Genomic DNA, 13,507 nt, shown 5'->3' with positions numbered 1-13,507 from the left:
ACATGGATCAAGAGTTAATCAATGCTCAGGTGGGCAATTATCGCGTTCAGCGGCGACTGGGGCGTGGTGGTTTCGCGGAAGTGTACCTGGGAGAGCATATTTATCTGAAAACGGAGGCAGCAATCAAGCTGCTAAATACAGTCCAGCAGGATACGCAACAGTTTGTCCAGGAGGCACGCCTGCTGGCCAGCCTGCGCCATCCCCATATTGTCGCGATCCGCGAATTTGATCTGTATCACGACAGGCCCTTTCTGGTCATGGAATACATACCTCACGGGACCCTGCGCCAGCGTTTTCCGCATGGTTCACGCTTGCCGATCGAAACCATTCTTACCTGTATTCAGCAGATGGCAAAGGCATTGGACTACCTGCATAGGCGTGGACTGGCCCATGGCGATGTAAAGCCAGAGAATATGCTGCTCGGGATGCAAGATCAACTCTATTTGAGCGATTTTGGCATTACTATTCTGGCTGGCCAGCAACAGCGAGAAGAGTTGTTGGGCACAATCGCTTATATGGCACCAGAACAGTTGCAGCACCAGCTCCAACCGGCCAGCGACCAGTACGCGCTTGGCATCATCGCCTATGAATGGTTGTGTGGTACTCCTCCCTTCACTGGCAACTATATCGAGGTAGCCACGCAACACGCGTTAACACCTCCCGACTCGTTGCGCAAGCACGTGTCTGAGCTGCCCCCAGAAATCGAGACCGTAGTCCTGCGTGCCCTCGCCAAGGAGCCAGCACAACGCTATCCCAGCGTCGGTGCCTTCGCCAAAGCCCTTGAAGACGCATATGATGGTACACATCAGACAGTCAACCGCGAACAACTGCTCCCGACGCATCCGGCCCCTCTGGCTGACCCCACCCAACAGGAAAGTGCAGCGCTCACTACTTCCACTCAGCCTGCGCTTCCAGAAAATCCAGCCACCAACAAAATAACCTCACGCCGTGCTCTACTTATCTCTGGTAGCATCGGTATCACTGTCCTCGGTGTGGCCGGAGCCAGTAGTCTGCTCTGGTTCAAAAATTCTCAAGCCACACACACAACTGTCAACCTGCCGCAGCCTAAGCCTACGGCAACCATGCAATCAGCACGACCACAAGGTAGCACCTATAATATCTATCACAAGCAGAACGCCTCTATTTACGCGCTGGGCTGGTCACCAGACGGCACACGCATCGCCTCTGCTAGCAGCGACATTCTCCCTCTTGTAGATCCCCCAACAAACGTAACAGTTAGCAAGGAACACCTGATTCACGTCTGGGATGCCTTGACCGGCAAACACCCAATCATTTATCGGGGCCATACCGCCAATATATACACTTTAGCCTGGTCGCCAGATGGTAAATATATCGCCTCCGGTGGCGTCGGAGATAAAGCAACCAGCAGTGCTTCGCTCCAGGTCTGGGAATCGGCAACCGGCAAACATGTGGCTTCACTCGATAGTGATACCAGCATCATCACCCAGATCTACTGGCACGAAACCAATCAGATTCTTGCCATAGGAGGCATAAGCGGACAAGTCATTTATTGGAACCCATTCAAAAATATAAGCACTATCCAGAAATTTACGCTAGAAGTGATCGATCCAAACAGCACCTGCTCAGTTTCACCAGATGGCAAGTACATCCTCGTTAACAACGGTAAGCAGATCATCGGTACTGCCTATCGCCTCGCAGATATGAACCAGATCTCACAAGATCCCACAGAGGGTGGCACCGGAAGCTTTCCCGAGTTCCCTTATTTCTGGTCGCCCAACAGCCAACGCTGCATTAGCATGCACTGGCGCAAGCCGCCTCAAATCTGGGATCTGCTCACTAGCCAGAGGATTGCCTCATTCGATAAAGTGTGTTTTTACACAGGCCACAGTTGGTCGCCCGATGGCCAGAAAATTGCCTCCTATGGACAATCCGGAGCGCTTTTTATCTGGAATGCCACAACAGGAAAAGTACTCTATACATATGCCCCCCATATATCAGACATCGGCAGCACTGCCTGGTCACCTGATGGACGCATGATCGCCAGCGGTTGTGGCAACGGCAGCATCGAGGTGTGGCAAGCGGTATAGTAGATTTGGGACGGCCAATTAGCAAGCTCAAAATCATTTCGGTTACGCTTTTTTGACGGGATGGCTCGACGTGAATAGCAATCTTTTACTGTTTCGAGCAGGCAAAAGACGCAATATCGGGTAGTGGCGAAAAAGAGAATGATATCCTTCCCTTCTCCATCATTCCCTCTCCCGACTCGACGTTAAGCGCCAATATAGGATCAGTAAAATGATCACCAAAGTGGCGTAAAATCCTGGTATAATCACGAGAAAACGATAGGATTTGGTAAATCATGATCTCTCGTCGAATACTCATAAAACGGCTTGCCACGCTCTTTTTTGGAAGCACCGTCTTAAGTGCTTGCACAACAGGGCAAACTCTCCTGGATCCTAAGACTATTGCCCAACAAGTGGCCAAACATTACGGTGAATCCTCACCTGCGATTGTCTCAGTCAAGAAGACGGAGACGGATAGTCCTCCGAACGGTCCCATGTATATAATAGGACTCGCAGGGCACTTCCAGAAAGGCAGCCTGGTGGCTACCTCTCTCGGTTTCTCCGCCTTGGCCGCCAGAATGTATGTCTGGAATATTCATGGTTATAAAGCATCTGGGCAGGAAGTCTGGATGGATATGGAACTCCCAGCTTAATTCGCTTTCCCTATCCAACACGATGCAAGAGCCTGAAGCTGATAGCTCGCTCAACGTTGTACCGATGGAGAAAGAGCTTTAGACAAGCATCGTGCATCACCAGCGATTTGGAGAAAGACAGCGTTTTGCGGACAAAGCGCGCCAGGCGTTGTCGGAGGGTATTATTCCACCGTTCCACATGGGCTGTTTCACCGGTTTCCTTTCCGGCAGCTGTGTGCTGCTCTTCTGGGATCACCGCCTGGTATGCTCCCCAAAAAATCGGTGAAGCAGTGCCCTGCACGATAGGCGGGTGGAATAGCCTACCATAAACGGCGACAGGTGGCTTGGCTGCGATCCCCAATGACATAGGCGACCACTTGACGGCTCTCTCGGCACAACGCAATCCATATCCACGCCTGACACGTTTTTTTCGCGACAAAGGACCACAGTTCATCCAACTCCAGGAACGTCGAAGTCTGATTGGTGGCATCAGGAGCAATCACCGTTTCGCTCAAGGCTGGGAGCTTCGCGGCTTTTTTTATCCACGCGATGACCGAGTTGCGTGAGACCCCAAAGATCCGTTCCAGACCACGTAAGCTGCTGCGTTCTTCATAGGCACGTAAGATCTCTTCACGGCGTTTGTCTGGATAGGCATGTGGTGTCGGGTTCTCCCGGCTTTACCTCTGACAAACACGACAACGGTATTTCTGCTTTCCATTGGGGGATCGGCCGTTACGCACGAGCGCGTCGCTCCCACAATGGGGACAATGAACGATGACTGTTACCATGTGACGTTTGGCCTCTCGCATGTATGATACTCTTACTCTACTGCATCATTCCCTTTTTGGCCACTACCGGAAAACGGAAGCGTTGGCAAGACGGAGCACCTCATTTATGATTGATTGGAGACAAAACTATTTCCCTCCATCTTTTTCTACGAATAGGGGTTGCAAGCTCAGCACGGAAAGTGCGGAAGATCCCGAGTTGTGTGTAAAGGGATGGCTGTTCAAGGAGGTAGAGTAGAGGCGATACTACAGTCATGGAGTTCCTTTAGAACATTTCACTCAATTCTCAAAAAGGAGAAGACCATGCCCGCGAACAAGAAGCAGCATACCACAGCCAAGCCGAACCCAACAGCAGAAGAGCTATCTTCCTCTCAACAACTGGTACAGCAAACCTTTCATCAGCATTTACGTGAACAGATACGGAGTGCAACACAGATGGTCATGGAAGCAATCATGCGTGAAGAACTCACCCTGTTTCTGGGAGCCGAATGGGGAGAGTGTTGCGCAGAACGGAAAGGGTACCGTAATGGAAGCTACACACGTGATTTGGCGACCACCTCAGGTCAGATCGAAGATCTTCAGGTTCCCAGAGATCGCGCGGGAGAGTTTCATACGCAGATCTTTGACCAGTATAATCGCTATGAACAGCAGGTAGCAGATGGGTTGATCCAGATGTTTGTGAGTGGCACGAGCACCCAGAAAGTGGGGGAAGTAGTGCAAACACTGATGGGAGTTGCACCCAGCGCCAGTGCGGTCAGTCGTCTGAACCGAGGGCTTTCCGAACAATTTGATGGCTGGCGTGAACGCACGCTGCAAGGCCATTGGCGGGTCCTCTACCTCGATGGTATCCACTTTGAAGTGCGTCATGGAGATCAGGTCGATTCCACCATCATTTTAGCAACTTTGGGGATAGATCTGGAAGGAAGCAAAGACATCCTTGCTATGCGTGCCTGTGCAGAAGAGAGTAAGGATGGCTGGATGTGCTTGTTACAAGACCTGCGCACACGCGGGGCAACAGAGGTCGATCTCATCGTGACAGATGGGCATGATGGGCTTCTCGCAGCGGTTTCCGCGCTGTTTACGGCTACACCACGTCAGCGCTGTCTGGTCCATAAACAGCGCAATGTCATGAATGCTATCCCCAAGCGTGAGCAGGACCCCATCGCCGCCGAATTGGCCGGGATCTGGAAACAACCGACAAAGGAGCAAGCACTGGTCGAATTGGCGGCCTTCAAAGCCAAATACCACCAACGCTATCCAGAAGCGGTGCGGAGCTTGAGTGAAGATGAAGAGCATCTCTTGACGTTTTATGCCTTTCCACAGGTCATGCATCGTTATATCCGCAGCACCAACGCGATTGAAAGTTTGTTTAGCAATGTTCGGCGGCGTACCAATCAGATTGACACTTTCACCACGGAAACCAGTTGTCTGACCATTGTTTGGGCCGTGATGCAAGGGATTCATTTACCAAAGATTCCGGTCGGCTAAAAGCTGAGCTCTGAGCGCTGACCGTTGTCGATAGACAAGCAACCAGCCGGAAAGGGTGGAGTAGAGGAAGGTGATGTTTGCAGACGATCCTGTGTAACAATGTTGTTCTCTGTAGTATACTGAACCACGCGAGAAAACACATTTCTCTCTTTCTGATCAATCCATATCTGTCAAGAAAGGCGAAACAGATGCCTAACAAAGCACGAGTAGCCATCAAAGTCTTCGATGTGGAGACCAGCATTGCATTCTATACCAAATTCCTGAACTTCGAATTAGTGGAGTTTCAGCCCAATGCGGGAATAGCCTACATACGGGATAGCGATCATGATCTTCTGTTACTTACTCCCCCGCATCTTGAAGATCCGCGCAGCCTTCTAGATGAACCCCGTATTGTCTTCAAGCCCGGTGACACCCTTGACTTCTCTGTTGACACTTTTGAAACTCAGCACGCCAGACTGGTCGAGGATGGACTCAGCAATATGCGCGTCGAGGAAAATGAGCGTGGCGAGCGAAAACTCCTGGTGACCGATCCCAACGGCTATCACTTCGTTTTCGTGATCCCGGTGAAACGCTCACCCGAAGCGATGAGAGCTGCCTACGCTGGGCTCAGCGACGAGATTACAGCAGCACTTGACGGCCTCACCGAAGCCGATCTCGATCTGGAGCGCACCCCCAATGAGTGGTCAATTCGCCAGATCATCCATCATCTTGCTCTGAGCACCTCATTGTCCCTGATGCCCATCGAAACCGTCCTGGTTAATCCGGGGAGCGTCTTTGTACGGCCTACCTACGATCAGGAAAAATGGGTTGAGGTGCTGGATTACAAGCATCGACCCATCGGGACTTCGCTGGCTCTCATCAGAGCAGTGCAGGCCCATATTACCCAATTACTGCTCCACGTGCCCAACAGCTGGGATCACTCCATCGTGAGGAAGTTTACTTCGGAGGATGAGGGCCATACAACCACGCTCAGCGATATGATTGCCATCCAGATCGAGCATACCACTGCACACCTCGACGAGATCCGCCAGACCCGCAAGATACATCACCGCTAACACAATGATTGGAGGGCATCGAACCCCTACAGGTTGGTGTCCTTTAAGACGGTTTGCAAAAAATGACAGACACCCGGCAAAAATGGGATTTTCGGTGATGCATGAGCTAATGTACCTCTACGTTTAAACTCTCCTGAGAGCATTTCCAAACCAAGTAGCATAAGTCCTGGTTTGGAAATGCTCTCTGTACCCTTACACAACATTCGGGTTCTTCCGCTTTCCGTGCTCAACAATACGGAGAGCCAGGTATCATACGGCCTCACCAGAGGTAGGAAGGCTTCTTCGATGGCTTTGATCATCTTTTCAATGCAAACAGACCTCATCGCTCTCTGGGTGTGATTTTTGCCAGGATGTTGAAATTGTTGAGCACGGAAAGTGATACCGCTGGCGAACCTTGGAGAGAGCCATGAGACAGCCAGGTAACATGTGTATTGTGGATGTTCTCGGAGCGGCTAGCATTCACGAACCACGCAGATGCCCAGCAAAAGATGCAATTGTTGATCTCTTCTGCATCACGCTAAAGATCTATGCGTCTTCAGCGTGATTGAGATCCAGATGCGCTCTTTACAATGCCATCTTGATGCTCCTGAGGAGGATTCGCCAGCGGTATCGAAAGTGCGGAAGAACCAACATTCGGGATGGCATCTTCTGGTATGTGCCACACTCATTCTCCTCAATGTTGTGAAAAGAATAGATGACATTTCATCCATACACGCAGACACAGTCGCATCCGCATGGACCCAGAGCAGACAGAAAACATGTGGCAAAAAGACCAGCGTGTGATGGTAGCGAATACAACCGAGGACATGTTCTTCCAGCCCATTGAGATGGGAAAATACCAAAATTTGGTAATTCTATAAATAATAGAATTCATTGCTCAAACAGATGACATTCTTTTGAAGAGGGCTTTGGCTTTGTCGTAACTTCATGATGTTACCAGGAGGCAGGGGGACACTCTCGCGCCACCTCATTCGTTTCCCATCGCGCATACATCCTTCTTCCGTCGAAAGGCGCAGTTTTCCTCGGAAAAGCAAGGGCCAGTTCAGTACTTCCGAAGCCACGTGCAGGTGCCCTGAGGCACCGTGCAGAGCGAGATGAAGGCGGTGAGATGCTCCGTTCTCTCGAACAACTCCTTATTTGTCTGTTTATTCTTCCATCGGAAGAGGCCCGCGTCACACAGGCCCAGAACACAGGGTGCTTCTGCCTTCACATCGTGTGCAGCCAGAGAGCAACGCTACCACCTGGCGCACGGGCAGTGCCAGGAGACCCTGAGTGAATGGAGAGACTCAACATCCACCCGGATATCCCTTCTTATGCACTGCGGTTCCCATAGAAGAGAACGCATGTTCAATTGTAGTACGATTGAGAGAGAGGCATGGTTACACGGCGTGCTCACTTCCAGGCGCTTTACAAAAAAATCATGGGATACTCCTGAGTTCTTGGCATTGTGCTTTTCAACTAGGCACTCCTGCTCATGTTTCAATGCGTATGCGCACACAGGTAGACTTTTCTTTGTCATACATCATTGTCTGCCGGTCATCTTTTCTTTCTTGGCTTCACCAACCTGGAGAAGCCACACATGTGCCCAGTTCGCCTAAAATAGGGAATGACTTCGCCCACTATTGGGTGGTTTTCCTCTTCCCTTTTTGGCGGGCTTTTCAGTATACTAGGAGCAAGTCGTGTGGTGCTTCCGTTGATCCCTTTCCTGTCTTCCCCTCATTCTCCAACGACCATTCAATACGTAAGAACTACATGACCTCATCATTATGGAAGGTAGACACAACATGATGACAGAAATCCCCATCCTTCATTCGTTGGATATTCTCAAAGCACCCAGGCCTCTTTCGTTTCCATCACATACCGGAGAGAACCTGGAGATGAGGGCTGGCCTCAACCCTCTGCATCAGGTTCCCACGCCTCTTGCTTGAATGTATAGAACAGCTTTTTAGGCCCACACACGACCGGTTTGACCCCTGTTGCAGGGTACGGTGATAATACTCAGCGTAATCGCTGTTCATGGCGATTCGTATTCCCTTCTTCTAACGCCGCAAGAGATATCTGATGTTCAGAAACGTAGACAAAACATCCGAGAGATGCTCTGGTGTTCGCTGTATGGAAAAACCAGAGCGTTTCTTCTATTTTTCCTCCAAATCCTGAGAACACATGATACAAACAATCGAAATTTCAATCAGAAATGCAAAAATTCCATTGTTACACGCAGGGGCACCCCCACCATAATTTACAGGTCTTCGAGGATCTTTTCGGCACGCCGGGCATCCAACTCCGCACCACATTCTTTGAAGATACGCAGGGCGTCTTGCAAATAGCGCATACCACGCTGGTAACTTTGCTCTTCGTGATTTGCAAGATCAGGATGCTTCTTAAGCAGAAGTTGCCCGTAGCTCAAGAGTGTGTGGGCCTCTTCAAGGCGCATACCGTATTTACGTGAAGCGCTCAAGGCATGATCATAGCTTCGAGCTGCTTCTACTACATTCGCTGCATGTGCTTTTACGTTCCCAAGGATGCGCTGCTCAAGGCATTGCAGCCATGTAAGCTCATATTTATCAATATTAGCAGAAGCTTGCTCCACCTGCTCGTCAGCCTTTACGTCTTCTCCCATTAGAAGCCAAACTTCAGCCAGAGCCAATTGGCCCTCAATTCTCGTTTCAACTTCCAGGCCCTCAATATTGAGAGCCTTTTCCAGAGTAAGCCTGGCTTTTTTCAAAAACATGCTTTGTGTAAGATGATTTTCTTCGCCCATTACGCTTTCCAAATACTGTCTTAAGCGTAAGTTACCTAATGAAACTAGACTCATTCCTGTATACGGAGGAATTTGCATGGAATAACTAAGCTTCAAAGCTTGTCTTAAAGCAACTCTAGCTTTACTTAGCTTTCCTAAATCCTGTTGTACTGTGGCAAGTGTGGCTTGCATAATACTAATAATAGCTGTCTGATTAAGACTCTCTGCATCTGCAATACTTTGCTCTAGATCCGCTTCTGCTTCTCGCAAGTTTCCCCTGCGAGCATCCAAGACACCTAAGTTGCCGCGAGCAAAAGATATTAATTGAGTCTCACCAACACGCTCAGCAAGATTTAAAGAGCGTCTCAAAGCAGCTTGAGATTGTTCAAATTCAGCCCTTCTCAAATGCACATCACCCATGTTGCAAGATAACAAGGCAATATCTCTAGCCTGGTCATACTGCTCAAAAATCGTCAAAGCTTTACTGTAGTAATTAAGTCCATCACTACTTCTACCACTAGCCGTTTCAATCATTCCTAAGAGATTATACATACGCCCTAGGATGACGGGGTCACCCAGTAAAGTCCTCTGTATTTGAGTTGAGTAGCTAAGCTTCCCTATGCCGCTATTTCCTCGGTTTGTCGTATCTTCAAATAGGTGAATTGCTTCTAATAGCACTTCTCTCGCCCTATTATAATTCCCTTCTCTCCAGCTATTACGACTCTCCCAATACCAAAGATATGCCCAGGCATGACCAGCTGTGATATCAACTTTTTTAAGTAGCTCCTCACTCAGCTGGTAGAATTGCTGAGCTTTTTGCGCATTGCCAACCTCGTACCAATTACTGCCAATCTCACATAGCAGCAAAGCTTGTATTTGAGCCTCCTCCTTAGAGAAGGCATTATAACCATTAAGTTTTCTATGCTCTTCAAGTGCTTGCTCATAAAAGCTACGTGCTTCTTCAAATTTTCCCTGAAATCGCGTACATTCGCCCACGCACTCCAGCAAGTACGCGTAGTGCTCCTGGTTCTGGGTGGTGCGGTCGAGGTTTTCGAGGGCGATCTTGTAGTGCTTCTCGGCGTCGGGGTAGGCGGAGAGGCTGTAGGAGAAGCGGGCCGCCAGCTCGGCGAAGTGCGCGATTTTGCTGGAGATGGCCCCACCCTTGACGAGGTGGTCGGTGATGGTGGCGGCGTGCTCCTCGTGGTCGCCGTACATCTGCTGGAAGACATCAGCGGCGCGGCGGTGCAGACTGGCACGGCGTGCGGCTGAGAGCCTGTCGTAGAGGTGGCTGACGAGCAGGGGATGCCAGAACTGGTAGGTGACACGGGTGCCCGTGCCCTCTTCGGTGAGCATGCCAGAGGTCAGGCCCTCTTCGAGCAGGTCTAGCACGAGGTCTTCGTCCATGTCGGGCGTGTTGGCCTCCATAGCACAGATGACCTGGAACTGGAAGGAGCCTCCCAGGACGGCGGCCTTCTGCAACAGGCGGCGGCAGGCGTCGCTCAGGCGCTCCAGGCGCAGGTCGAGCACGGCGGAGATGGTGTCGGGTAGAGGCTCCTCGCCATTGGCATTGACCTTGCCTAATGTGCCCCTTACTGTAGTGTGGCCGTTACCGTTCTGGCCAGTGCTGGCGGAGGCGGTCGCCAACTGCGCGCCGAGGCCACGCGCCAGCTCCTCAGCGAAGAAGGGGTTGCCATCGGCGCGCTTACTGATGCTCTGCGCGAGGGGCTGCGAGATATTGGAGACATAGGAGACGAGTGTGCTGATCTGCTCCGTCTCCAGGGGTTCCAGGCTGACGGTCTCGACGGCATGCTCGCGTTGCAGGTCGGTGAGCAGGGCCTTAAGCGGATGATTGAGCGGGAGTTCGTTGTCGCGGCAGGTACCGACGATAACGATGGGGTAGCCCTGGATGCGCCGCGCCAGGTAGGCCAGTAGCTCGCAACTGCTGCCATCGGCCCATTGCAGGTCGTCGAGGGCGATAATCAGGGGCGTGCTCTCGCTGATAAGTGTGAGCAGTTCGCGTGTGGCCTCCCAGAGGCGCAACTGCTCCTGCTCAGGTGGCAGGGGCGGCGTCAGCGCCACGGGCGGCAGGAACTCCGTCAGCTCGGGCAGGAGCGCGGTCAGCGGCTGGAAGACAAGGGGGCGGCGCGTCAGCTCCTGGCGTTGCCATGCTCCCTGGGTCGTGGCCTTGCGCAACACCTCGGTCCAGAGACGATAGGGGATCGAGCCTTCCTGGGCATAGACACGACTCCAGGCCACGGCCCAGCTCTTGCCCCGTGCCTCGCGGCTCAGCTCCTCGGCCAGGCGCGTCTTGCCAATGCCAACCTCGCCCATCAGCACACCGCACTGCGGACGGCGTGGGGTATCCAGGGTCGAGGCGATGGTCTTCTTCTGCACGGTCAGCTTGAAGCGCGCGGCGTGCTCGGTCGTCTCAACCATCTCGCGCAGGATCGCCAGCTCCTTCTCGCGACCAATCAAGGGACTCTGGTGGGCACGCCCAATCTGGATGGCCGGGCTGGTCTCAGTACCGCCGGTGCGCGTGGCCTGGGCGCTCGCGATCTGCTCGGCAACCCCTATGGCGGACCCGCGCACCTCGGTCGCGACGCTCTTATTGCCACGCTTGAGATCTTCATAGAGCTGGCGCGTATCCGGCAGAGGGACGATATTATACTCCTGGCGCAGGACCTGGGCCAGGTGCTTATAGGCGCGCAAGGCCTCGCCGCGCCGGTCCAGGTGGACCAGTAGCTTCATTATGCGCTGTACGGCGGCCTCATTAGTGGGATCGACCGCGAGCAGGCGGTCAAGGGGTATAATGGCATCCTGAAAGGCTTCGCGCTGGGTACGCATATCGGCCAGTTCCAGCAGCATGCCGATCCAGCTCCTTTGTAGCGAGCTGCGGCGCGCACCGGACCACTCCATCTTGCGCATCTCGGGGAGGAAGGAGCCGCCATAGAGCGTCGCCGCCTCGTTCAGGCGCTTCTCGGCCTGTCCTGGATCGCTATGTATCAATGCATTGGCCTGGGTCAACAACTGCTCAAAGGCATCGGCATCGATCCAGACCTGGGATTGATCGCCCAGGACCAGGACTTCACGCTCGGTTAGCAGGAGTGGGGAGGTCGCGGGACGGCTACGTTGTGGCTCAAAGAGCTGGCGCAGGCTATAGACGGCGCGATCCAGGCGATTGGAGGCCGTCTCATAATCGAGATCTTGCCAGAGCATCTCAATAATCTGCTCACGACCCATCTTGCGCCCATTCGCGCAGACCAGGGACGCCAGCAGGGCGCGCACCCGCTGGTGCTGCCAGGTCGATTCCGTCACTGTCTGCCACTCGCCCGAGCGGGGAGAGCGGCGCTCCAGGCGGAACTGGCCCAACACATAGATGCGGACCAGGGCCTGAGACTGCGAACTGGCCTCCGCCAGCGCGGAGGTCTCAGAGCGACCCTCAAGCTGGGCCTGAATCTCCGGCGGCAGGTTTTTACCAATATATGTACGCGTGGTGCGCCCATCGACCGTCTTATACGCATACCAGTACGGCCCATGACCCGTCCCCTCGCGGCACTTTCGGCAGCGTGGCTTACCACAATAGCTGACTTGCTGATGATATGTCGTTTTGCTATTCATCCCACAAACTCTCCTTACACCGCCGAAGTATACAATGAAATACGCGAAACGTCATGAAATGAGATGATTAGCCCTGGAAAGCCATCAAGGCCCCCAACCCGGTTAGGCGACGACGCTGCTGACCCCCATTCGGGGGCAAGCGCACGCGTCTACATATAATGGTACGATTGGCCCGTACAAGTTACCTGCCTGAATGGCCATCTATGCCTTTAAAATGAAATAATCCCTTACATTATACCAGAGGAACCCCTTGAAAAAGAACCAGCGCCACTAGGAGAATTGGGTGAAACGCGCAATTTTATACAAGATTTTAATACCCCCGTTAGGGGGACGACAAATCCGCCGTCCGCGAGACACTCTATCGCATCTACCGCGAGTACACCGGCGCCACCCAGCCAGAGGCCAAGACCTGGCTCCAGCAACTGAGCAGCAGCGGCCGCTACTCCACCGACATCTGGATTGAGTAGCACCCGGCGCTAACCTTTAAATTGATGTGCTAGAATGAGGGACGTTAAGGTATTTTTTCTCTCACTAGAATAGGGTAAACCATCTTACATGAGTATACAGACCATCCCCACACTCCGCAAAGCCGTCCTCGAAGACATCGAGGCCCTCGTCCACCTGCGCCTGGACTTCCTGCGCGAGACGCGCAAAGTTAAGGATGAAGCCATCTTCTCCGCCCTGGAGGGGGAGTGCCGCAGATACTTCCTGGCAAAGATCGCCGACGAAAGTTATCATAGCTGGGTCGCTGAGGCCGAGGGCGAAATCGTCGCGTGCGGCGGCCTCATCTTCATCGAGAAACCACCCTCGCCCAGGCACTTCTCCGGCAAAGAGGCCCTCATCTTAAACATGTATACCACCCCCGCCTGGCGCAAACACGGCCTCGCCACGCGCATCCTGCAAGACATGCTCGCCTTTATCAAAATGACCAGCGCACACCGCATTTGTCTCTATGCCACCCAGGACGGCCAGCCCGTCTACGAAAAGCTCGGCTTCGCCATTAAACACAATCACGTCCCCGAAATGGAACTCATCTGGGAATAAGCAAAGCAGAGGCGCCAGGTTGACGGTTTGCCGTCAACCTGGCGCCTCTATGAAGATCCAGACTTGTTCCCATGTCTAATTTATAATTGACAGAATAATT

The 13,507-nt window shown here is 52.6% G+C and carries 9 protein-coding genes; 5 read left to right on the top strand and 4 right to left on the bottom strand.

Annotated features, from left to right (window positions below; translation table 11 throughout):
• Positions 1 to 2 precede the first annotated feature (2 nt).
• Positions 3 to 2,069, top strand: coding sequence for a serine/threonine-protein kinase (locus KRAC_RS64005; protein ID WP_007919700.1), 2,067 nt, complete (start codon positions 3 to 5; stop codon positions 2,067 to 2,069).
• A 272-nt stretch (positions 2,070 to 2,341) separates the two neighbouring features.
• A complete protein-coding gene (locus KRAC_RS47785) occupies positions 2,342 to 2,698 on the top strand; it encodes a hypothetical protein (protein WP_007919698.1) in 357 nt (118 codons plus the stop codon).
• A 10-nt stretch (positions 2,699 to 2,708) separates the two neighbouring features.
• Here KRAC_RS47785 and KRAC_RS78815 read toward each other — a convergent pair whose 3' ends face one another.
• The 3 genes from KRAC_RS78815 to KRAC_RS80335 form a co-directional block, all read right to left on the bottom strand.
• On the bottom strand, positions 2,709 to 2,933 hold the full coding sequence (locus KRAC_RS78815) for an IS1 family transposase (protein ID WP_157507964.1): 225 nt from the start codon (positions 2,931 to 2,933) through the stop codon (positions 2,709 to 2,711).
• A 64-nt stretch (positions 2,934 to 2,997) separates the two neighbouring features.
• Positions 2,998 to 3,303 carry an IS1 family transposase gene (locus tag KRAC_RS78810; RefSeq protein WP_083815135.1) on the bottom strand — a complete coding sequence of 102 codons (306 nt, stop codon included), beginning with the start codon at positions 3,301 to 3,303 and terminating at the stop codon, positions 2,998 to 3,000.
• A 51-nt stretch (positions 3,304 to 3,354) separates the two neighbouring features.
• Positions 3,355 to 3,465: an IS1 family transposase gene (locus tag KRAC_RS80335; protein WP_075164632.1), complete on the bottom strand. Its 111-nt coding sequence runs from the start codon at positions 3,463 to 3,465 to the stop codon at positions 3,355 to 3,357.
• A gap of 300 nt (positions 3,466 to 3,765) precedes the next feature.
• Here KRAC_RS80335 and KRAC_RS47775 point away from each other — a divergent pair, with 300 nt between their 5' ends.
• Together KRAC_RS47775 and KRAC_RS47770 are read left to right on the top strand one after the other, a co-directional pair.
• A complete protein-coding gene (locus KRAC_RS47775; RefSeq protein ID WP_007919696.1) occupies positions 3,766 to 4,950 on the top strand; it encodes an IS256 family transposase in 1,185 nt (394 codons plus the stop codon).
• A gap of 188 nt (positions 4,951 to 5,138) precedes the next feature.
• The gene (locus KRAC_RS47770; RefSeq protein WP_157507962.1) at positions 5,139 to 6,005 is read left to right on the top strand and encodes a DinB family protein; all 867 of its coding nucleotides are present in this window, start codon (positions 5,139 to 5,141) and stop codon (positions 6,003 to 6,005) included.
• Positions 6,006 to 8,244: 2,239 nt separating this feature from the next.
• Here KRAC_RS47770 and KRAC_RS47765 read toward each other — a convergent pair.
• The gene (locus KRAC_RS47765) at positions 8,245 to 12,363 is read right to left on the bottom strand and encodes a DUF6788 family protein (protein WP_007919687.1); all 4,119 of its coding nucleotides are present in this window, start codon (positions 12,361 to 12,363) and stop codon (positions 8,245 to 8,247) included.
• A 555-nt stretch (positions 12,364 to 12,918) separates the two neighbouring features.
• Here KRAC_RS47765 and KRAC_RS47760 point away from each other — a divergent pair.
• Positions 12,919 to 13,407, top strand: coding sequence for a GNAT family N-acetyltransferase (locus KRAC_RS47760; protein ID WP_007919686.1), 489 nt, complete (start codon positions 12,919 to 12,921; stop codon positions 13,405 to 13,407).
• Positions 13,408 to 13,507: the final 100 nt, after the last annotated feature.

Source organism: Ktedonobacter racemifer DSM 44963 (genome assembly GCF_000178855.1).
In the GTDB taxonomy this organism is placed as follows: domain Bacteria; phylum Chloroflexota; class Ktedonobacteria; order Ktedonobacterales; family Ktedonobacteraceae; genus Ktedonobacter; species Ktedonobacter racemifer.
The sequence above is the reverse complement of the archived record's forward strand: the minus strand, read 5'-3'. Positions and strand labels throughout refer to the sequence as shown.